Below are 20,651 nucleotides of genomic sequence, written 5' to 3' on the forward strand. Positions count from 1 at the left end.
ATGTTCTGTAGGGATATACGCCGAATTTTTAATTTTGGATCTGTGCAGTCAAAACAAAAATTTTCGGTACACTGAGATGACAGGCCAGAAGTCAGGCGATGAATCGCTGCTTTTAGTGCAGATTGCCCGGAAAGACCAAACGGCATTAGCTAAACTTTACGATCGCTACGGTCGCCCAAGTTACGCTCTCGCTTACAAAATCCTGGGTTCGGTAGAAGAAGCTGAAGAAGTGGTACTCGATGTTTTTTCCCAAATTTGGCAAAAAGCAGCAACTTACGATCCTTCTCGCAGTCGAGCAGATACTTGGTTGTTCATGCTTACCCGCAGTCGTTCCCTCGATCGGCTGCGAGCTGTGCAGCGAACAGTTCGGGCTGCTGAAGCTTGTCTGGAAGAGGCTAAAGTACCAATCTCTAGCGTTGCAGAACCGATGGAAGATGCAATGTTTAAAGAACGCAGGGAACAAGTCAAAGCGGCCTTAGAAAAACTGCCAAAGGAACAGCAACAGGCGATCGAACTCGCTTACTACCAAGGGCTGACTTGCGCGGCGATCGCAGCTAAAACTGGTATCCCGACAGGTACAATCAAAACCAGAATTCGATTGGGTCTTTCCAAATTGCGTCAAGCTTTGAGCGAAGAATTTTAGATAGTCAAAAAACAAAATTTAAGTTGTTTAACATTAATCTAAAGTTGTGGCATCTCCAATCATCCATCTTGAGTGCGAGGGCTGCAGACCAATTTCAAGTTTAAAATCAACCTAGGCTGAATTACAATTAATGGCGGAAAACAGATGGAAATGATGCCAGACGAGGAGTTTAATATCCTTGCAGCCCTTCAAGCTCTCGATACCCTCGACGAGTCAGAACGCGGCGCATTTGCAGAGAAATTGAAAGAGTCCCCAGAACTTACAAGTGAATTAGCTGCTTTGGAATCCACAATTGCCGCGATCGCCTACACAGCCCCCCCAGTTCCTGTCGCCCCCGACCTCAAAAACCGCCTGTTCCAGCGTATAGCCGAACTGCCGCCAACCCCGGCAGAATCAGCCAATATCAAGCCAATTGTTACTTCCCCAACCCAGAACAATACTCCATCTTTAATAGTGCGATCGCACGATGTCAAATGGAAATCTTATGGAGTTCCGGGACTTTCGTTTGGCAAGCTTTATATTGACAAACAAAAGCGCGAAATTACCTGCTTGATGCGACTAGAACCTGGAGTAACATTTCCCCTGCACCGACACGCTGCCTCGGAGGAAGTGCTTGTATTAGAAGGAGACTTAATTGTAGAAGGGGAAATTTGCCATCAAGGCGACTACATTCGATCGGTTCCCGGTTCCACACATTCGCCCCTCACACAAGGGGGATGTTTGCTGTTAATGAAAACTTCCCTAGACAACGAAATGTTCGTCTGATATTATTTTTGTTAAATTGCCGACAGCTTGGAGGGCGGGTTTATGTAGATTTTTAGTTATAAGTATAGATGGTTGGTGAAACCCGCCCCTACAATTATTTCGCTTAATTTACCGGACACGCTCTAACTCAAGAACACCCGCATTGCTCAGCATTCGGCGGTTAGAAATGCTAAATATATCACGTAATTCCATGCTAAATTACTCGCGTTTAACTGCTGTTCTGTCCGCCGTTATTATACAATTTGTCCCCAGCAACCAAAGCGCGATCGCCCAAGAACGCGAAGGATGTTTTCTTGTTAATTCAGTGGGAGAAGTAATTAACTTAAATTTGTTGTGTTCGCCCCAAGAATCCGACATTAAGCTGACAGGAAACGATGGGAAATTTCTCGAAGACTATAAACGCTTAGCAAAAAGCTACTCTCCCGAAGCAACGGACAATTTACTGCAAGCAATCCAAAGGGCCCCTGGTCAAAAAATTGCGGCCGCTAAAAGAATGTGTGCGGAAGCAAAATCGGGAGTTTCTCTGCCGGAAGTTAAATTAAGAGCGATCGGGCAAGCTGTCAGTATCGAAAATCCAACTGCCAAAGAAAGTTTTCTTGCGGATGCCGATATTATTACCACCCTTGCCGCCAATCATTATTGCCCGGAATTAGCCAGTAAGTAATATCATGAAATCTGTAGGGACACGGTAAGGCTGCATCTCAGTTTGGATTTTACAGGAGTGCAAGGGGGGGAGCATCTCAGTTTTGTAAAAAGCATTTTTTTTATTGTAGTGCGAGCGTCCCCGCTCGCGTATTGTACAATACGCGAGCGGGGACGCTCGCACTGTAAATGCAAAACTGAGATGCTCCCTGCAAGGGGGACGATCGCACTCCTAAAAAACGCTTTTTACAAAACTGAGATTCTCCCACGGTAATGCGGCGTCTTTACTTGTAGTTAAAATATTAATTGTCATTTTGTCGGGCAACGATCCATGAAATTACCGGACATGAGTTGACATCCACCCCGACCGTCGCGGACGGGGATTCCCAAACCTCACGATTTGAATTTCTGCTTCTTCGCAACTGCCTCCACCCTAAAAGAGATTTGGTCTTATGTTCGCTCTCGCGCACTAACCCCGCAAGAGAAAGCGGTTTTTACGTATCGAATACCAAACGGAATTCTTCTCCTGTTTTGATTCTAGGGATGTTTACCATTGCCCTATCCTATGCATCCCGGTCTACCGATTTTGCTTCGCCGCCAGCACCTCGGGCTGAACTTCGCTCGTATAGGCTGTTTGATCCATCGTCTCGGGTGGGTCGTTGACCAATTATATTGTAATATAAAGCCGTCCTAAAAGGACGAGGTTTCTACCCAATTTTCTGATGAAACATTTAAAATCTAGTTCCGCCGACTTGCGGGATTTATTCAAAGACAGCATTACAGTTAAATACCTCGCGGAACCGCTGAAAGCTGTCCCCGCTTGCGAAGACGCAGCCAAATTGCGATCGTGGATGGAGGCCCGCGATTTTGACGTGCTCGGTATCGAAGAAAATGGCACGGTTTGCGGCTATGTAGAACGATCGCACTTAATGACAGGTAAGTGCAGCGACTACCAGCAAATTTTTCACCCCTCACAATTAATTGCCGCTTCGACTCCTTTGATGGAATTGCTGCCGCTGCTGCGAGAAAAACCCAGATTATTTGTATTAGAAAGCAACAGGATCGACGGGATCGTTACCTGTGGCGATTTACAAAAAGCACCGGTGCGGATGCTGCTGTTTGGATTGGTGACACTTCTCGAAATGAATTTATTGCGGATCGTGCGGATTTACTTTCCCCAAGATTCTTGGCAGAAATTCCTGAAGGGCGATCGCATTTTAGCGGCAAAACACCTTTGGGAATTGGGGCGATCGCGAAATGAAGCAATTGACTTAATCGATTACCTGCAATTCTGCGACAAGCGAGATTTAATCCTGAGTTCGGCTGAAATAGTCGATCGGCTGGGGCTCAAATCCAAACGCTACGGGGAGCGTTTTTTAAAGTCAGCAGAGGCATTGAGAAACAAATTAGCTCACGCTCAAGATTTAATCAACGGTTCTTCTTGGCAGGAAGTGATTTTTTTAGCTCAGGAAATAGAAGCGCTTTTGCAGCGTTGCGAAGAAATTGAAATGGCCGCACCTAATGAAGTAGAAAGCATTTAATCTTCGTCTTTTAGAGAGAGACTTTGTTTGTATTGTCGCCATTTCAATCGCCTATTTTGATAAAGGAAGGTGCGCCGAAGCGCACCCTACATTTAGTTTTTAATTTTTAGTTTCCGGTTAGTATACTGAGGAACCCAGCCTTGAGCAGTGGTGTAATACTGCAAGGCTTTCAAGTAGAGCGAGGGAGTGAGATAAAACCAATGTTCGGTATTGGCAGGCACTTTAATGTATTCTTCAGCTTGCAGCATTAATTGTACCTGAGAGCCGTTAGAATACACAAACCCAAAAACGCATTCCCCAGCTAAAATGTGAAGAACTTCTGCATCTGTGTGGGTGTGAGTGCGATCGCTTTGAGTCATCAGCGCGTAAATCTGCTGCGAACCTGGATGCAGCACTTTTAAGTCGCACCACCGATATCCGCTGGCGCGCTTAAACTGTTCAAACTCGCTATTATAGGCTGCGAGAATCTGCTGTTTTTCTGTTACATTGAGAATGTCTTGAACTAGCAGTTCTTGAAACGCCGGATTTTCGTTGGCGGGCAGGGAATCGATCTCAATATTTAAAACTGCCAGTTGACTGGCGATCGCCCGGATATCCGTATATGTTCTACCGTCTTCTAGTTGCAGAACAGCCATATTACCACCTAATGTGTTGAGCTTTGAGGGAAATTTAGTTTCCATTTTTAAGCTGCTGTTTTAAGCTTTCGTCAAAAACTAAACTCCTGCTTGTTTTCAATAATAGCCGATCGCTAAAATTCCATCTCCTGCCTCGCCAATGATCAAAGTAATACCACTCATCAAATAATTTGGTGGGTTTTTTAACTTTTATTTAATAAGATTTACTGGAGTTAATGTAAGGTGCACCATAAGCACCGCACAGCTTAACTAAAAACTCACAACTTTCAAATCAGCATCCCCGCGATACAAGCAGTCATAAAACAAGCCAAAGACCCAGCAATCATCGCCCTCACGCCCAACCTAGCCAAATCGCCTTGCCGCTGCGGGGCCATCGCGCCAATTCCCCCAATCTGAATCCCGATCGAACCAATGTTAGAAAACCCGCACAAAGCATAAGTCGAGATAATTTGCGATCGTTCAGAAATCGCCTGTTGTTTCACCAATTCCATCAAATCTAAATAAGCAATAAACTCATTCAAAATCGTTTTTTTTCCCAAAACAATCCCCACTTCTGCACAATCAGCCCAAGGCACCCCCATCAGCCAAGCAACCGGAGCCATCAAATAAGCTAAAATTAATTCGAGCGACAACTGAGGCAAACTAATTAGCCCTCCAAACCACCCCAAAAGCGCATTAAAAAAAGCCAACAAACCCAAAAAAGCAATCAGCATAGCAGCCACATTCGCCGCTAACTTCAACCCGTCGCTAGCACCCGAAGCCGCCGCATCCACCGCATTAGCATAAACCTGTTCCACCTTCACCTCCACCTCCCCAGCAGTCAGCGACTTTTCAGTTTCTGGGTACAGCAATTTAGAAATAGCCAAAGCTGCTGGTGCAGACATCACCGACGCCGCAATTAAATGTTGAGCCGGTACTCCAAAAGAAATATAAGCTGCCATGACTCCGCCGGCAATTGTGGCAAATCCTCCCGTCATGACAGCATGGAGTTCCGAGAGCGTCATCGCCGCCAAATAAGGTTTAATTAACAAAGGAGCTTCCGTTTGCCCGATAAAGATATTCGCAGCACAAGAAAGCGTTTCTGCACCAGAAGTTTTCATGGTTTTAATCATCAACCATGCCACTGCTTGCACAACTCGCTGCAAAATGCCGTAGTGATAAAGTAGGGTGATAAAGGAAGAGAAAAAAATGATTGTCGGCAGCACTTTAAAAGCGATAAAGTGTTCTGCAAAATTATCTCCAAATATAAACTTTGCTCCCGCATCAGAAAAATTGAGAAACTGCGTCACCACATCTCCCAAAAATTTAAAGACAGCCAAACCCGGAGCAGTTTTGAGAATCAAAATAGCAAAAATTAGCTGTAAAGCAATTCCCCACAATACGGGCGGCCACTTGACAGCGCGCCGATCGACTGAAAAGACGTAGGACAAACCGACAAAAACAGCTAACCCGAATACAGAAATAAGTCGTTCCATTTAGCAATTTTTAGAGAAGGTGCAGCAAGCATTTATCGTTACCAGGCTCTGGTAATCCAGATTAACAGTCCGAGCCTTCTTTATCTCGTTTCCAGAGGTCGCCATGAGTTCGCGGCGCGGGCAGCACAGCCCCGGAGGGCGTATAATACACGATGCAGCCCGATCGCATACAATATCAGCCAGCTTCGCTTACAATAAAAGGCTAAACCTCAAAATCACGGCGCAGCCTTATTGCTGCTACTTTTATGTCTCTACCTATAGTTGCTATTATTGGACGCCCCAATGTAGGCAAATCGACGCTCGTCAACCGTTTAGCCAACACCCAAGACGCGATCGTCCACGACGAACCGGGAATCACGCGCGATCGCACTTACAGACCAGCATACTGGGGCGATCGGGAATATCAAGTCGTAGACACCGGCGGGCTAGTATTCGACGACGAGACAGAATTTCTGCCTTTAATTCGCGAACAAGCAATGGCGGCCCTCGCAGAAGCCAGCGCAGCCATTTTCGTAGTTGACGGAAAAACCGGGCTCACCGGCGGCGACGAATCGATCGCATCTTGGCTGAGACTGCAAAAAGTCCCAGTCATTCTCGCAGTCAACAAATGCGAATCGGAAAATACAGGACTCACCCAAGCAGCAGACTTTTGGCAATTGGGGCTCGGAGAACCTTTCCCAGTTTCCGGCATTCACGGCAACGGCACCGGGGAATTGCTTGACAAATTAATTACTTATCTTCCCACGGAAGTATTACCAGAAGTTGAGGAAATTAAAGTAGCAATTATCGGTCGTCCCAACGTCGGCAAATCGAGTTTGTTAAACGCATTTCTCGGAGAAAACCGCGCCATAGTCAGCCCGATTTCCGGCACAACCCGCGACGCGATCGACACCTTAGTAGAACGGAACGGTAAAACCTACCGCCTGATCGACACCGCCGGAATTCGGAAAAAGAAAAACGTCGAATACGGCGCAGAATTTTTCGGCATCAACCGCGCTTTCAAAGCCATCCGCCGCGCCAACGTCATACTATTAGTAATTGACGCAATAGACGGCGTTACGGATCAAGACCAAAAATTAGCCGATCGCATCAGCCAAGAAGGTCGAGCCTGCATCATAGTCGTCAACAAATGGGACGCCGTAGAAAAAGACTCCGACACAATATACGAGTACGAAAGAGAAGTCAGAACCCGACTTTATTTCCTCGACTGGGCAGAAATGATTTTTGTTAGCGCCATGAGTGGACAGCGAGTTGAAAAAATCATTGAATTAGTAGACAAAGCCTCCGACGAACACAAGCGCCGCGTCACTACCGCCGTGATTAACGAAGTCATAGAAGAAGCCACAACCTGGCACTCAGCCCCAGTTACCCGCCAAGGAAAACAAGGCAAAATCTATTACGGTACTCAAGTGCGATCGCAGCCACCGACAATCGCCCTATTCGTCAACGATCCCAAACGCTTCACCGAAAATTACCGCCGCTACATGGAAAGCCAATTCCGCAAACACCTCGGCTTTACCGGTACACCAATGCGGCTACTTTGGAGAGGCAAAAAAGTTCGTGCCACCGAAATGAGCACAACAAACAGAGCACTGCGCGTCAAGTAATTTTTGATTTTAGATTAAAGAAAAAACGCAGTTTAATAATCAAAGCAAATTGCGTTTCTTTCTTTTCTATTCCTTCTTTCTCTTCCTTGGCGTCCTTTGCGTCTTCGCGGTTCAATAAATTTATATTATTAAAAATCTAAAATCGACAAAATGGATTTATTGCGCTCGCTCCCCATAGGACTATACCTAGAACAACCAGTAACCTGGCTTCACCGGCTAGACTCCCGCGTAAAACTAGCCTGGTTGATGACATTTCTGATTGCGCCCATACTCGCCAATCCCATCTGGCGGTTCATGCTAGTAGGAATGTTAATCGTACTGACACTAACAGCAGCAATTCCCTGGCGCGTGTGGAAACAGCAAATGGGACTTCTGCTGCTATTCTGCCTATTACTATTTTGCCTCAGCGCGATCGCCCCCGACGGACTCCCTGCAGAACACCAGCCCCGCATCCCCGCCGACGAATTAACCTTTTCCCAACAGCCCGCAACTCTTCCACCCCCGCCCCAACCAAAACCCTGGTACAAACCTTTTAACTTAGGCTCAAACTCCCCAATCCCCAATACCAAAGCCCAAAGCCCAAATCAACTCCCCCAACCTACAAACTACCGTTACGTTGTATTCAAACAAGGCCCGATTAAAATCACCCGCAAATCCCTAGATTTAGCTATCAACGTCAGCACCCTATTTTTCACAATAATTTACAGCACCAACCTCTACCTTCTCACCACAGCCAGCGAAGAAATTACCGCCGCCCTTGAAAACTTAATGCAGCCCTTGCGCCGCTTGAACTGGCCTATTACCGAAATAGCCTTAACATTAACTTTATCTTTGCGATTCATTCCCCTAGTATTGGAAGAAATACAAAATTTAGTGCGATCGGTCAGAACCAGAGCGATAAACTGGAAAAAACTCGGATTTCGCAGCGCCGCTCAAGTGTGGTTGATGATAGCTGAGCGGCTGTTAGAAAACTTGCTTTTGCGAGCTGAACAAATAGCCAGCGCCATGAAAGTTCGCGGCTTCACCAGTCCCGATCGACACCGTGTAGAATGGCACCAGTTGCAATTGAAAATCCGAGACTGGATCGCCCTCGGCTGCTTGCTCCTCCTCTGGAGCGCCCGCTTTGTTTGGGGGTGGGACAGTTAAGATTTTAGATTTTAGATTTTAGATTTTAGATTGAAGAATTTTGAAGAATTGGGAATGACTGATTCGATCGGGGTTTGGAACACGGGCCTACATTTGAGTAAATTTTGTCTGGTACGCGACAGTCCTGCTAAAGTAATGGAGACAAATATTTAGAGAACCAATACCTTGAACATCTATCTTGGGACAGATGTTGCGATTTTATATTTTAGTTTTTAGATTTTAGATTGATTAGATTTGAGATTGAAGAATTGGGAAGGAAAGATTCGAGCGGGCTTTGAAGCACGGACATACATTTGAGTCAATACGCTTGGGTTAGTGCTAAAAAAACCGATCGTGCGTAGGTTGGGTTGAGGAACGAAACCCAACATTTTCGCTACAATTTTCCTTAACTGAACCGTATTGACATTTGAGTAAATTTTGTCTGGTGCGCGACAGTCCTGCTAAAGTAATGGAGACAAATATTTAGAGAACCAAGACCTTGAACATCTATCTTGGGACAGATATCGTATATGTTCCGCGCATTCAAGCCGCATTAGACCGGTTTGGCGATCGCTTCCTCGAAAAAGTTTACACGCCCGCCGAACAAAGGGATTGCGGGCAACTAAATTCTCAACACAGCAGCATTAAAGGTAAAATGAATCGAGTTTCCTGCAACCAGCTAGCGGGCCGCTGGGCAGCAAAAGAAGCCGTTGTCAAAGCTCTAGGCACGGGATGGCGGGGAATACGGTATGCAGATGTGGAAATTCGGCGCTCCGAAAACGGTGCTCCAAATGTGCAACTGCACGGAACCGCAGCAGCACAAGCCTCTGTTTGGGGAAATTGCCAGTGGCAATTAAGCCTCAGCCACGACGGAGACTATTGCACGGCTACGGCGATCGCCCTTTGTACCCCGCCGTCAAACAACGCCGTCGGGCGATCGAGCGAAACTAAAATCTAAAATCGAAATCTTTAATCTAAAATTGATAGATTGTGAGCGTTAATGACTACCGAAACTTACCTGAATCATCCCAACTTTGGCCTCCTCTTCAGGGTATCCCAGGTTGAAGACAGCCAAGAATTATTTACCACCCTATACGCCCAACGCCTGTTTTTTTTGGTGACAAACGGCCCTGGCGGGCTGAGATTTGAACCAATCAGCCGCTCCGACGCTCGCCTCATGGTCGAAATTCGCCTGCGAACCCTGCGTCGCAGCGGTCAATATCAGGAGTACGACCAATTGCAGACCATTCACCAGCGCACATTTCAATAACGAAAATCAGTAATTTGGTAATTGGTAACTGTCTTAATTTTCCTTCCCTCCCGTCAAGAGCGTTGAGCACCCATGACCATAGCCTCTCGAATTAACAGCATTCGCCAACACTTGCCCCAATCAGTGCGGTTAATTGCCGTTACCAAACAGGTACCGACTGATGCTATCCGCGAAGCATACGAGGCCGGTATCCGGGATTTTGGCGAGAGTAAGGTTCAAGAGACTGCAGAAAAACAAAGCCAACTGCAAGATTTGCCGGATATCAACTGGCACTTGATCGGCCACTTGCAAGCCAACAAAGCTGCCAAGGCCCTAGAGCATTTCCAGTGGATTCACTCTCTCGACAATTTAAAACTCGCTCAGCGACTTTCGCGCTTGGCGGGGGAAATGTCCTGCTCTCCCCAAGTCTGCCTGCAAGTCAAAATGTTGCCCGACCCGGACAAATACGGCTGGAGCGTTCCAGAACTGCTTGCCGACCTTCCAGAACTCAACAAATGTCAGCATATCAAAATTCAAGGTTTGATGACAATTCCTCCGCTGGGATTAGATGACTCCCAAATCCTAGAATTATTTAACAGCACCCGCGAACTTGCACAGAAAATCCAGCAGCAAAATTTGCCCTGCATTCAAATGCACCAGCTCTCGATGGGGATGTCGGGAGATTATCATTTGGCAATTCAAGCAGGTGCTACTATGGTACGGCTAGGACAAACCTTATTTGGCTCTAGGAGGGGATAAATAATTGAAATCTTCTGATAAAGACAATTTGGGTTAAATATAGAATAGTCAGCCACCCGCGACTAACGCGCAACGCGAGTATAGTCGGGGCAGCAAAGTCGTGAAGGAGCGTAAATCATGAATATTTTTTCTAAACTGCGAGATTTTGTAGGCATCAACAATGAGCCTGAGTACGATGACGTATACGACGAAACTGAAGGGGAGCGGTATCAGAACTTTTACCAAGCGCCTGAACCCAACCCCGCTGCCGTCGCAGCAGCCGAAGAAGAACGTCGTCAAAATCGTAGAATGCGAGAGCGGTCAGTAGTAGGATCGACAGGTATGGATGTCGTTGCACCAACCGGGGGAGTAGGGTCAGTAATGAATAACGTGATTGGAATGCCTGGAGCTATGAACGGGATTTCGGAAGTAGTAGTAATGGAGCCGCGCACTTTTGAAGAGATGCCGGCAGCAATTCGAGCCCTTAAGGAACGGAAGTCTGTGGTTTTGAACCTGACGGTGATGGACCCAGACCAAGCGCAAAGAGCTGTGGACTTTGTGGCGGGCGGTACTTATGCCCTTGACGGTCATCAAGAGCGAATTGGCGAAAGTATTTTCTTGTTTACGCCTAGCTGCGTGCAGGTGAGAACTCAGTCTGGTGTGGTTCACGAAGTGCCTCCTGCTCAAGGACGCCCTCGTGCTGCTGCTCCTGCACCCACAGTCTGGCCTGCAGAACAAGCTCCCATCGCTCAGTAGTTATTAGTCAGCAGTTATTAGTCATTAGTCATCTGTCTTTAGTCTTTAGTTATTAGCCAGTAAGCTTTTAACTAGCCAGATCCTGAATTTTGTATTCCTTAGTTCTGGGTTCTTAACTCTTAGCTAAGGCAGTTGACTGATAACTAATGGCAACTAATAACTAATGACTAGCATAAAATAGTAAGGTGCGTCGCTTTGAGATGTTCGATAAAACTTGTAGATTGTTGCGGGCGACGCACCCTACAAGGTAGCACTGTAGACTAATGACTAATGACTAATGACTAATGACTAATGACTAATGACTAACATAAAATTTGGTACGATCGGCGGCGGGGTAATGGGAGAAGCTCTCTTATCCCGCTTAATTGCACAAAAAGTTTATTTGCCTTCAGAAATCTTGGTGAGCGACCCACAACTTCAACGCCGCCAATTTTTGACTGAAACCTACGGGATTGGAACAACAGCCAGCAATCTAGAAGTTGCTGCGGCTACAGAAGTGCTGTTTTTGGCGATTAAACCGCAAGTTTTTGATACGGTAGCTTTGGAGTTGGCAGTGGCGGCCGATCGCAAACAGGGAAATAATGGAGAAACGGCTAATTCCCAGCCAGAAGCGCTGGTAGTGTCGATTTTGGCAGGAGTGCCACTGAGCAAGCTAGAACCGGCGTTTCCCGGGCGGGGAGTGCTGCGGGTGATGCCGAATACTCCAGCAACAGTAGGGGCGGGAATGAGCGCGATCGCTCCGGGAAAACTTGTTCAACCGGCTGATTTAGAATTGGTAAAGCGCATCTTTCAGGCCGTGGGAGAAGTGGTAGAAGTACCTGAGAGTATGCTGGATGCGGTGACAGGGCTTTCGGGTTCCGGGCCTGGTTATGTAGCAATTTTGATAGAGGCCTTGACAGATGGCGGAGTTTGTGCTGGTTTGCCACGGGCGATCGCCTCTCAATTAGCTTTACAAACAGTATTCGGTACGGCGAAGCTAATGCAAGAAACGGGAATGCACCCAGCACAATTGAAAGATCAAGTTACAAGTCCCGGCGGCACGACTATTGCGGGAATTGCTAAATTAGAGAGTAACGGCTTTCGTTCTGCGCTGATCGAAGCAGTGAAAGCAGCTTGTTTGCGTTCTCAAGAATTGGGCAAATAAGTCAGGAATAACGCACAGAAACTATCACAAATGAGTTCAATCGCACTTTAAACCTGCCGCTTTTGCCGTCGGATATTTGACGGGAACAAAAGCTACACCAAACTGTTCTTTTCGACACTTGACAATATGCACCAATTCGCTGGGGGGATTTTTGCGATCGCCATTCTTTCCAAACTGAATAGTTCCTGTTCCTCCTTCCACAATAAAATTCGGAAGAGAAAGCGTTTTTTGCATTCCTCTGCGGCTAGGTTGCTGCTGCATTTCCATTGCCTTAATCAGTGCAATAGTTGCATCGTAAGCTAAGGCTGTATCGGTATTTACCGTTCCTCCCCACAGCTTTTGAGCCTGTTGAGGAAATTTTTTATTAACACTGCTTAAGGGATGCCAGGGGACAGACACGATTAGTTTTTCAAAAGATTTTAACTGAGATACGGCTTCCAAAGTTCTCCACTTGTAGAGTACCCAAATTCCGGCTATCCAATTGCGATCGCGGTTGGCTTTAACTAATGCGATCGCGTTATTTAATGAATTAGTAATTTGACCGTCTGGAGATAACACGATCGCGGTTTCTCCTTGGCGCTGGATTTCATTTAAAGCTGTTTGAGCGTTGAATTCATTTTTGGATAAATCAAAGTTGCGAATTCTGACTATTTTTGCTTTTTTGTCATCTTGAAACTGCCGTTTGAAAGCTTGTGTAAAATAAGAACCAGACGAACTGCCGGGATTGTATAAAACTGTCGCTTGATTTTTGCCTGCGGACCGCAGATACTTTGCTAAAGTTTGAGATGCAAACCGACTCGAATAGGATGTGCGAAAGAAAATTTTCCGATGCTTTTCTGTCAGTTCTTGCGTTGTGCTTCCGGGAGAAATCAGCACGAGGTTATTTTGGTCATAAATATCTACCGCTGATAGGGTAATTTCGCTGGCATAGTGACCGACTACTCCTAAAACATCCGGCTGTTTAACCAGTGCATTTGCTGTTTGAATGGCCTCTGTTTTGAGATTCGCATCGTCAGCAATGATGACTCTCAGACCTTTTCCGTTAATAGCTTTGGCTTCGAGAAAGCTTTGACCGGGAAAGTTTTGATGACTCTCAGTAGCAGCGATTAATCCTAAATTAACTTCGGTTTGGGCTTGGGCAACGCCGCGCAAAAGTTCTTTGGCCGAATCTGCATTAATTACAGAACCATCCTGATTTGTCAGGATGGGAACGGCAACAGCCATTGTGTAATAATCAGCATTTTTACTTGTTAAAAAAGCATTGTTTATGTAAATTAAAGTTTCGGGATCGATGCTGTCTTCTTCGTTCCAAGATTTTTTAAATAAATTAAAAGCCGATTGATAATTAGATTTGGCAAACTCCTCAACTCCCCTTTGCTTTAAGCGAGGCGAAGAAGTTTTTACTAGAATTTCTTCGCCGCAACTAAAAGCATCTCCCTGGATTAAAGGACAAGTTTTAGGTGTAATTGTGCGTAAAAAAATAGGGGCAGCCAGTCCCGCTGTTATTCCCGCGATTGCCAATGGCAACAAGCCAAAGATCGATCGAGAAAACAGCCTGCGTTTCGGCGCAGGTGAGTGCCATGCTGTTAGGGAGATCAAATCCTGTAACACTTCAGCAACAGATTGATAGCGATCGTTAAAGTGATAACGCACCATCTTATTTAAAATTTTTTTGAGATCCTCGCTAATTTGTACCATCGGGCGATCGTCAGTTGAGTAGTGCCAGACGAGTTCCCCAGTTTTTTTATCATTAAAAAAGTCTTGAATATCTAAACCTGCGATCGCTTGGATGCCGATGATTCCCACAGCATAGATATCGCTGTTAAATCTGGGCTGATTTTTCCACTGTTCGGCCGGCATATAACCGTCTGTACCGATGACGCGAGTTTGAGTTATTTGACCGCCCTGAATCGCCAAATTGCTAATACCTTTGACTGCCCCAAAGTCAATCACGGCAATTTTGCCGGATCGGTTGCACCGGATTAAGTTTGACGGTTTAATATCCCGGTGAATAATCCCTTGAGAGTGGACGAAATCTAAAACCGACAAAATATCCTGCAATAAATCTCTAACATCTGATTCCCTAAACTGCCGGCCTGAACCGATTTCTTGGTTCAGCGGATTTCCTTCAATATATTCTTGAATTAAGTAAAATTTTCCCTGTTCTTGAAAGTGCTCGATTAACCTGGGAATGCGCGAGCACTTCTCCAGAGATATCAGGGATTCAGCTTCTGTTTCAAATTGCACCTGTGCCCTGTGCAAAACATCGGGATCGTGAGATTGAGGCGGCCTAATTTCCTTGACGACGCACAGGGGATTTTCGGGGCAGCCTAAAGCGTCGTTAGCCGTATAGGTTCTGGCAAACCCTCCCTCCCCTAATTGACCGATAATTTGGTAGCGATCGCGCAGAATATCCCCTGGATTCAGACACATAAATTGTTCTATCCCCTCGACTCGCTGCACTCGTTGGTGTCGATCGTACCACAAATATGACTTTTATGAACTCAAAGTTATGACTTTTATGAACTCAAAGTTATGAATATATGAATTGATTTTGAGAGTGGCTTATTTAATAATCTTGGCATCTGAGATTTTAGGGATAAAATATTTTATGGCTTTACAAAGAGACCCATCAGGATCGTCGCGCTTCTTTGGCGACAATACATCCGAATATGTAGATTTACGGATCGGAAGTGGAGGAATTTCCTCTGGGGGGGTTTTGATGCTCGGAGGTGACGATACAATCGATGGCGCAATAACAAACGATTTGATCTTTGGCAATGAGGGGGAAGATATTATCAGTGGGGGTTTTGGCAACGATTCTTTATTCGGAGGAAAAGGAAGAGACTCCATGCTTGGAGAAGAGGGAAATAATTTTCTCAACGGGGGTCAAGATGCAGATTTTCTTATAGGTGGTGCGGGAAACGATATTCTATTGGGCGGTAAAGGCAATGATTTATTAGCCAGCGGTAACGGAAATGACACTTTAGTGGGAGGTTTTGGTCGCGACTTTTTAGCAGGTTTGGGTTATAATAATTCAATCAAAATCGAAGGCAGCAACTTATACGTCCTCCAAGCAGAACCCGGAGTGACTAATATCAATAATGTCGATTTCATTACAGCTTTCAGACCCGCCTTCGATAAAATTGGATTAGCAGACGGTTTGACGGTTAACGATGTAGTTTTGGAAAGCTTGACAAATGTGACAATCTTACTCTCGTTTGACGTTCCAGAAGCAGCGAAACCCGTGGTCTCGCCATCACTATTAAATCCTGCACCAATAGTGACTTTAGGGACTCTCATCAAAGTCAGAAATTCTGGCGATTTAGTAGGTTTTGTTGAAGGTGTAACGCCGGCTCAACTCCAAAACAGCATTATATCGGTTCAGGCATTCTAAGCTGTAGAACGCGCTGCAAAGCCTCCTACCAAAGCTTAAATCGAAGATTGGACAGAGAAATAGTAATCTGCAACCAGCGGTACAAAAATACTACCGATCAATCGCTAGCTGCTGTTTCCAATTTCTCTCCAATCCTTGGTTCAGTACCGTTCAATAGTCGCTGAATATTGCTCCGATGCCGCACAATTACAAATATCCCGCCCGCAAGTCCAAACAATACATAAGCCAGCGGCTGATGTAAAACAAACATCAATCCAGCCACGCTAATTGCCCCGATAATCGAACTTAAAGAAACTATTCGCGATACCGCAAATACTATCCCGAAAATTCCGAAAGTTCCCAAACCAACTGGCCAGTACAAACCCAGCAAAACTCCCAAACTCGTAGCCACAGATTTACCGCCGGTAAACCCCAGCCAGATTGATTTGCTGTGGCCCAAAACAGCCGAGAAACCCGCCAAAGTTGCCATCCAAGGGAGGAGAGTTGCAGTATTTTCTAAACCTGCGGCGGTTGCTAGCTGGCTGGTAAAAGTGAGAGAGTAAATGTAGCGGGTTAGGACGATCGCACTTACCCCCTTCAACACATCAACCAACAAAACCCCCAACCCCGGCCACTTCCCCAAAGTCCTCAGTACGTTAGTCGCACCAGTCGAACCCGAACCAACCTCTCGAATATCAATTCCTAGCATCCATTTCCCCAAGGCGTACCCAGTAGGAATCGATCCCAGCAGATAAGCTGCTATTAGCAATGCGCCATTTAAAATTATCCAGCTAGCCATTTTTTAATTTGAGATTTCGTGTACTTTTAAAATTTACAACCTTTCTCCTATCATAATTAGCAATTAGCAATTAGCAATTACTAATTACCAATTACCAATTACAAATTACCCAATCAAAAATCCTTAGCAGTCGTCAAAGTTTGCGGATCGGCAGCAAAGGCCAGCCATAACGGAAATTGCAGGATTGACAAACTAATTAAATCCTCAGTTTCATCAATGACAATTAGTGGCAATTTACCATCTTTCACCAGTCGATCGGCTTTTTGAGCCAAAGCCTCCGCAGACTCAAACATAATAATCCCCCTTTCCGGGCCAAAATCGCTGCGAGTAATGCCCAAACAGTCCTGCAAACCCCGGCGCCACTCTCCCAAACGTTCGGGACTGTTGGCGAGCACCAAAGTCCGCACCCGTCCGCCGTAGACGCTTCTGAGTACAGAAATAATTGTCGAAGTAATCAAGATATTTTGCAAGCGCGAACCCATAGTCCGCAAAGCACCCCTTCCTCCTTGGGTGAAAAACCAGTTAGAAACTCGTTCCGCGTGGATGGGTTCAAAAGTGCGGCGGAGTTGCCAAGGCGGGCCGTAGTAGTCGGGGACAGTGCGGTATTGATCGAGGGTGCGGCGAATTTGTTTGGCTTGTTCTTGAAATCCCTGTTCGGCAAATTTGGGATTTACCGGTGCTGAGGATTGAGACTCCTCAGCAGCAGTTCGCTGTGGTGTCTCTTGCACCGGCGGTGTCAAATCTAAGAGTTCGGCGGTAGCGGCCAAATCCTGCAAACTGCCTACTAAATAGTCTTTGAAACCTTGGACTCGAATTGCTAAATCTTGGGAAACGCCGGCAAAAGTGGTTCGCATTTCCTTCTGAATTCGATCGCGCCGGCGTTCTAGTTTTTCTACTTCGATTTGTAGCGCTTGTTTGCGCTGATCTAGTTGAATCAAGCCGTCTTGTACCAAACGCCCGATCGATGCTTGAGCCGCGCCCAACTCTTCTATAGCATTGGCTTTGTCGGCTTCCAAGGCGGCAATTTTTTCAGTCAAAGCTTGTTCTTGCTGCTGCAATTCTTTGACTCTCAGGGCCAACTGTTCGGTAACATTTTCTGGGATGTGCGTTACCGTTTCTGGGGTTGCTGTTGGCTGGGAGTCTGTGGGAGGCTCGATTTGAGCGATCGGACTTTCTGATTCGCCATCGTCGGTGTTGGGCCCAATTTGGGCGATTGCGCCTGCTTCGTCCACGAATTGGGCGATTTCGGCATCTTCCTCGTCCAGCGGCGGGTCTGTTTCTGGCGGGAGTTGGGCGGCCAGTTCATTTTCGTCGATCCACAAATCACGTGTTTGAGATAGAACTTGGTACTCCGTCTCATTCACGGGTAAATCGACTTCGCCGTCACCGCTTGGGGCGGCTGGTTGTGGTTGCGGTTCTTGGGTTGGAGATTCGTCTGAATTCATGGGAAATTTTGTTCGGCGTGGGCACGGAAAAGTTAAAAATTAAAAATTAACAACTTTTTTAGTCTTGACGGGGACAGCGCTGTTCTAAGCAGGTCTGTAGCATTTTACGATCGAACAGAACCGGCAGAAAGTGAATGCTGTTAATTTCTTTGAAATAGAACAAAATCGGCACCGCGGGCCAAAATATCCGCCAATTTTGCCATTCTCGGTAAGGAAAGCGGCGGATTAAGTTGGACGATCGATAAATGTCCAAATCGGTTGGGGTAAATTGCAGCCGGATGGTGGCGGCTTGGTACATCAGAAACAAGCCGAACAGCGAAAGTGGCAAACTCACCCACTTCTGCACGAATAGCAGCGGTAGGCCCGCCAGTACCAGGACTAGGGGAATCGCATAACTCGGGGCGAGTTCGATCGTACTTGTCGGCGCAGTCGAAGAGGCAGTTGTAGTCACGGGTTTAAATCAAGGGTAGTAAACGAATGTTGCCAATTATTCATATTTTATCCGTTTCCTAGCTTACAAGCCTTTGAGTACGCTAGAGCCCGTCCCCTGAAACATCAGCCAAGTCATGAAAAAGTTCACAATAAAAATAGCCAGTAAAGCCGTCACCACCGCCGTAGTAGTCGATTGACCGACGCCTTTTGCGCCGCCGGTGGTTGTCAAGCCCCAGCTAGTGCCGATTACAGCAATTAAAGCACCGAATACAAAAGCCTTAATTGCCGCGCTGCAAATATCCCACAGACTCAGGAAATTGCGGACTGATTCTAAAAACACGCTTTGAGAGATGCCGTACATCGTGGTAGCAATCAGCAGTCCGCCCGCGACGCCGGTGACGAGACACATGATAGTTAAAATTGGCAGCATCAAGCAGCAAGCAAGGACGCGGGGAATTACTAAATAGTCGATCGGGTCTGTTCTGAGCATCAGCAGGGCATCTATCTGTTCTGTTACCTGCATCGTGCCGATTTCCGCTGCAAAAGCCGAACCTACCCGTCCCGTCACGATTACGGCTGTTAAGACGGGGCCGAGTTCGCGCGTCAAAGACAAAGCCAAAACGCCACCGACGACATTGCCGGCACCGAGGTTAATAAACTCCCTCGCTACCTGAATTGTAAATACCATGCCGACAAAACCCGCAGTCAGCAAAGCAATCAGCAGAGATTCCGGGCCGACTGCTGCCATTTGGTCGAGGGTGTTGCGGCGGTGAATTTTGCCCTTCAGCAAGTGCAGCATGACTTGGCCACCCAATAAAGCTGCTGCCAGCAACCGCTGACTCCACAAACTGAGGCTGGAAGATGTAGTGGTGCTCAAGGGGATTTCGAGTATAGAACAACTGCAAAAAATGAAATTTATCTACAAATCTTAAACAAGTTTTTTCTCTAACATTTAAGATTTCTGACAGAACCGGCCACTGAGGGCGATCGCTGCCTATTGTAGAAAAGGACAAGTTTTGTTTGCTTGTACCTTTCGGCAGTTTAGCTGAATTTACTGACTTTTATGAGCATTTTTCCCAATTTTCTTCGCTCTGTACTGCTGACGGGCCTGTTGAGCTTTGTCGCCCCCTTATTGTTAATCGGCGCGGGATTGACTAGCTTTTCGCTGATTGGCTTCGTGCCTGCTCTCCAAGGAGTTGGTCGTTCGGGAGAAGACCTGATTTTGCAGTTCTTAGCTACTTTCGGCAGCGGCTGTCCCCTCCAGGGTTTTTTCGTTATCGGTCTAACTTTTAGTTTGGTGGGTGCTTTGTTTGATACCTACGCTTCTTATCAGCATTCGCGGTGGAGTTAATCGAACCTTCGATTTTAGATTTTAGATGGGAATTCCTCGATCGAATCTAAAATCTAAAATTGCTGGGTTCGGGTTGGATCGGATACCCGCACCTGGGATGATTTTACAATACCGATCGCGAATGTTCGGAAATGCGATCGGTCTTTTTGCGGAAAACCGAATCCCCCAGTTTCGGGAGCTGGAATATATTAAATACAGGTTGAGTGAAGTGTTTCTCAACTTCTAAAAAGTTAAGAAATTCGAGGTATTAGTTATGGCACTTATTCGTTGGGAACCTTTGCGGGAAATGGACTCCTTGCAACGAGAAATGAATCGGTTGTTTGATAGCTTGACACCGGCAACCGATCGCGCATCTAACGGTGTTGCTTTTGTACCCCCCGCCGAACTCGATGAAACTCCTGAAGCCATCCACCTTAAATTAGAAGTTCCGGGCATGGAAGCTAAGGATTTGGACGTACAAGTAACCGCAGAAGCTGTTGCTATCAGTGGCGAACGCCGTCAGGAAACTAAGAGTGAAGATAAAGGCATGACTCGCTCTGAGTTCCGTTACGGTTCGTTCCGCCGGGTAATTCCCCTACCCGCACGGGTTCAAAATGACAGCGTACAAGCTGAGTACAAAAATGGAGTTTTGCACCTGAATTTGCCCAAAGCGGAAGCGGAAAAGAACCGCGTGGTTAAAGTTCAAATCGGTGGCTAATAATTGTTTCCTACTTTAGTTAGTTAATTAGTAGGGGGGCGCAAAGCACCCCCTATTTGTTTTGGGAAGAGATTATTGGTCATTGGGAATTGATAATTGGGCCGAAAAGCATTGGGCCTTGCGAGTTTGAGGAATGATCCTTCCTTTTTCCTTTTTCCTTCTTCCTTCTTCCTTCTTCCTTCTTCCTTCTTCCTTCTTCCTTCTTCCTTCTTCCTTCTTCCTTCTTCCTTC

At 46.3% G+C, this 20,651-nt stretch carries 21 protein-coding genes; 14 read left to right on the top strand and 7 right to left on the bottom strand.

What is annotated here, in order from left to right:
* Positions 1-76 precede the first annotated feature (76 nt).
* From QT992_RS03215 to QT992_RS03230, 4 genes are all read left to right on the top strand, one after another.
* Positions 77-643: a sigma-70 family RNA polymerase sigma factor gene (locus tag QT992_RS03215; protein WP_333342538.1), complete on the top strand. Its 567-nt coding sequence runs from the start codon at positions 77-79 to the stop codon at positions 641-643.
* Positions 644-793: 150 nt separating this feature from the next.
* The gene (locus QT992_RS03220) at positions 794-1,408 is read left to right on the top strand and encodes a cupin domain-containing protein (protein ID WP_333342535.1); all 615 of its coding nucleotides are present in this window, start codon (positions 794-796) and stop codon (positions 1,406-1,408) included.
* Positions 1,409-1,598: 190 nt separating this feature from the next.
* Positions 1,599-2,072 (top strand): DUF732 domain-containing protein, encoded by a 474-nt coding sequence (locus QT992_RS03225; protein ID WP_333376545.1) that lies wholly within the window; start codon positions 1,599-1,601, stop codon positions 2,070-2,072.
* Between the two features lie 700 nt (positions 2,073-2,772).
* Entirely contained in the window at positions 2,773-3,591 is an 819-nt protein-coding gene (locus QT992_RS03230; RefSeq protein ID WP_333341977.1) for a hypothetical protein, read from the top strand.
* A gap of 92 nt (positions 3,592-3,683) precedes the next feature.
* On the opposite strand, the gene QT992_RS03235 is transcribed toward QT992_RS03230, so the two are convergent.
* Complete coding sequence (locus QT992_RS03235; protein WP_333315283.1) at positions 3,684-4,271, bottom strand: acireductone dioxygenase; 588 nt, start codon at positions 4,269-4,271, stop codon at positions 3,684-3,686.
* 221 nt (positions 4,272-4,492) lie between these two features.
* On the bottom strand, positions 4,493-5,701 hold the full coding sequence (locus QT992_RS03240; protein ID WP_333376547.1) for a NupC/NupG family nucleoside CNT transporter: 1,209 nt from the start codon (positions 5,699-5,701) through the stop codon (positions 4,493-4,495).
* A 245-nt stretch (positions 5,702-5,946) separates the two neighbouring features.
* Here QT992_RS03240 and der point away from each other — a divergent pair, with 245 nt between their 5' ends.
* The 7 genes from der to proC all read left to right on the top strand — a co-directional run bounded on the left by der (position 5,947) and on the right by proC (position 12,320).
* A complete protein-coding gene (gene der, locus QT992_RS03245; RefSeq protein WP_333103879.1) occupies positions 5,947-7,308 on the top strand; it encodes a ribosome biogenesis GTPase Der in 1,362 nt (453 codons plus the stop codon).
* Positions 7,309-7,458: 150 nt separating this feature from the next.
* Positions 7,459-8,454, top strand: a complete 996-nt coding sequence (locus tag QT992_RS03250; RefSeq protein WP_333341973.1) for an energy-coupling factor transporter transmembrane protein EcfT — start codon at positions 7,459-7,461, stop codon at positions 8,452-8,454.
* 478 nt (positions 8,455-8,932) lie between these two features.
* Positions 8,933-9,391 carry a holo-ACP synthase gene (gene acpS / locus QT992_RS03255; RefSeq protein ID WP_333293117.1) on the top strand — a complete coding sequence of 153 codons (459 nt, stop codon included), beginning with the start codon at positions 8,933-8,935 and terminating at the stop codon, positions 9,389-9,391.
* A 42-nt stretch (positions 9,392-9,433) separates the two neighbouring features.
* Positions 9,434-9,703, top strand: a complete 270-nt coding sequence (gene pipX / locus QT992_RS03260; protein WP_006634205.1) for a transcriptional coactivator PipX — start codon at positions 9,434-9,436, stop codon at positions 9,701-9,703.
* Between the two features lie 72 nt (positions 9,704-9,775).
* Complete coding sequence (locus tag QT992_RS03265) at positions 9,776-10,441, top strand: YggS family pyridoxal phosphate-dependent enzyme (protein ID WP_333315278.1); 666 nt, start codon at positions 9,776-9,778, stop codon at positions 10,439-10,441.
* A 117-nt stretch (positions 10,442-10,558) separates the two neighbouring features.
* On the top strand, positions 10,559-11,176 hold the full coding sequence (locus QT992_RS03270; protein ID WP_333315277.1) for a cell division protein SepF: 618 nt from the start codon (positions 10,559-10,561) through the stop codon (positions 11,174-11,176).
* A gap of 298 nt (positions 11,177-11,474) precedes the next feature.
* Complete coding sequence (proC, locus tag QT992_RS03275) at positions 11,475-12,320, top strand: pyrroline-5-carboxylate reductase (RefSeq protein ID WP_333315276.1); 846 nt, start codon at positions 11,475-11,477, stop codon at positions 12,318-12,320.
* A 36-nt stretch (positions 12,321-12,356) separates the two neighbouring features.
* Here proC and QT992_RS03280 read toward each other — a convergent pair whose 3' ends face one another.
* Positions 12,357-14,807, bottom strand: coding sequence for a bifunctional serine/threonine-protein kinase/ABC transporter substrate-binding protein (locus tag QT992_RS03280; protein ID WP_333341970.1), 2,451 nt, complete (start codon positions 14,805-14,807; stop codon positions 12,357-12,359).
* 124 nt (positions 14,808-14,931) lie between these two features.
* On the opposite strand from QT992_RS03280, the gene QT992_RS03285 reads away from it, so the two are divergent.
* Entirely contained in the window at positions 14,932-15,717 is a 786-nt protein-coding gene (locus QT992_RS03285) for a calcium-binding protein (RefSeq protein ID WP_333341969.1), read from the top strand.
* 97 nt (positions 15,718-15,814) lie between these two features.
* Here QT992_RS03285 and plsY read toward each other — a convergent pair whose 3' ends face one another.
* The 4 genes from plsY to QT992_RS03305 form a co-directional block, all read right to left on the bottom strand.
* On the bottom strand, positions 15,815-16,495 hold the full coding sequence (gene plsY, locus QT992_RS03290) for a glycerol-3-phosphate 1-O-acyltransferase PlsY (protein WP_333341967.1): 681 nt from the start codon (positions 16,493-16,495) through the stop codon (positions 15,815-15,817).
* A 113-nt stretch (positions 16,496-16,608) separates the two neighbouring features.
* Positions 16,609-17,940: a DUF3086 domain-containing protein gene (locus tag QT992_RS03295; RefSeq protein ID WP_333341965.1), complete on the bottom strand. Its 1,332-nt coding sequence runs from the start codon at positions 17,938-17,940 to the stop codon at positions 16,609-16,611.
* A 58-nt stretch (positions 17,941-17,998) separates the two neighbouring features.
* Complete coding sequence (locus tag QT992_RS03300) at positions 17,999-18,391, bottom strand: DUF3119 family protein (RefSeq protein WP_333341964.1); 393 nt, start codon at positions 18,389-18,391, stop codon at positions 17,999-18,001.
* A 63-nt stretch (positions 18,392-18,454) separates the two neighbouring features.
* The gene (locus QT992_RS03305; protein WP_333341962.1) at positions 18,455-19,249 is read right to left on the bottom strand and encodes an MlaE family lipid ABC transporter permease subunit; all 795 of its coding nucleotides are present in this window, start codon (positions 19,247-19,249) and stop codon (positions 18,455-18,457) included.
* Between the two features lie 186 nt (positions 19,250-19,435).
* Here QT992_RS03305 and QT992_RS03310 point away from each other — a divergent pair, with 186 nt between their 5' ends.
* Positions 19,436-19,723, top strand: a complete 288-nt coding sequence (locus tag QT992_RS03310) for a hypothetical protein (RefSeq protein ID WP_333155135.1) — start codon at positions 19,436-19,438, stop codon at positions 19,721-19,723.
* A 253-nt stretch (positions 19,724-19,976) separates the two neighbouring features.
* Entirely contained in the window at positions 19,977-20,420 is a 444-nt protein-coding gene (locus QT992_RS03315) for an Hsp20/alpha crystallin family protein (RefSeq protein ID WP_333341960.1), read from the top strand.
* The last annotated feature ends 231 nt before the right edge of the window (positions 20,421-20,651 follow it).

The organism is Microcoleus sp. T3_D1 (assembly GCF_036700405.1).
GTDB lineage: Bacteria > Cyanobacteriota > Cyanobacteriia > Cyanobacteriales > Microcoleaceae > Microcoleus.

Excerpts from the sequence above, each read along its gene's own strand:
- proC (WP_333315276.1), top strand. The coding sequence starts at position 11,475 with ATGACTAACATAAAATTTGGTACGATCGGCGGCGGGGTAATGGGAGAA.
- QT992_RS03215 (WP_333342538.1), top strand. The coding sequence starts at position 77 with ATGACAGGCCAGAAGTCAGGCGATGAATCGCTGCTTTTAGTGCAGATT.
- QT992_RS03225 (WP_333376545.1), top strand. The coding sequence starts at position 1,599 with ATGCTAAATTACTCGCGTTTAACTGCTGTTCTGTCCGCCGTTATTATA.
- QT992_RS03270 (WP_333315277.1), top strand. The coding sequence starts at position 10,559 with ATGAATATTTTTTCTAAACTGCGAGATTTTGTAGGCATCAACAATGAG.
- QT992_RS03295 (WP_333341965.1), bottom strand. The coding sequence starts at position 17,940 with ATGAATTCAGACGAATCTCCAACCCAAGAACCGCAACCACAACCAGCC.
- QT992_RS03235 (WP_333315283.1), bottom strand. The coding sequence starts at position 4,271 with ATGGAAACTAAATTTCCCTCAAAGCTCAACACATTAGGTGGTAATATG.
- QT992_RS03240 (WP_333376547.1), bottom strand. The coding sequence starts at position 5,701 with ATGGAACGACTTATTTCTGTATTCGGGTTAGCTGTTTTTGTCGGTTTG.
- pipX (WP_006634205.1), top strand. The coding sequence starts at position 9,434 with ATGACTACCGAAACTTACCTGAATCATCCCAACTTTGGCCTCCTCTTC.
- der (WP_333103879.1), top strand. The coding sequence starts at position 5,947 with ATGTCTCTACCTATAGTTGCTATTATTGGACGCCCCAATGTAGGCAAA.
- QT992_RS03315 (WP_333341960.1), top strand. The coding sequence starts at position 19,977 with ATGGCACTTATTCGTTGGGAACCTTTGCGGGAAATGGACTCCTTGCAA.
- QT992_RS03265 (WP_333315278.1), top strand. The coding sequence starts at position 9,776 with ATGACCATAGCCTCTCGAATTAACAGCATTCGCCAACACTTGCCCCAA.
- QT992_RS03310 (WP_333155135.1), top strand. The coding sequence starts at position 19,436 with ATGAGCATTTTTCCCAATTTTCTTCGCTCTGTACTGCTGACGGGCCTG.
- QT992_RS03230 (WP_333341977.1), top strand. The coding sequence starts at position 2,773 with ATGAAACATTTAAAATCTAGTTCCGCCGACTTGCGGGATTTATTCAAA.
- QT992_RS03250 (WP_333341973.1), top strand. The coding sequence starts at position 7,459 with ATGGATTTATTGCGCTCGCTCCCCATAGGACTATACCTAGAACAACCA.
- plsY (WP_333341967.1), bottom strand. The coding sequence starts at position 16,495 with ATGGCTAGCTGGATAATTTTAAATGGCGCATTGCTAATAGCAGCTTAT.
- QT992_RS03285 (WP_333341969.1), top strand. The coding sequence starts at position 14,932 with ATGGCTTTACAAAGAGACCCATCAGGATCGTCGCGCTTCTTTGGCGAC.
- QT992_RS03220 (WP_333342535.1), top strand. The coding sequence starts at position 794 with ATGATGCCAGACGAGGAGTTTAATATCCTTGCAGCCCTTCAAGCTCTC.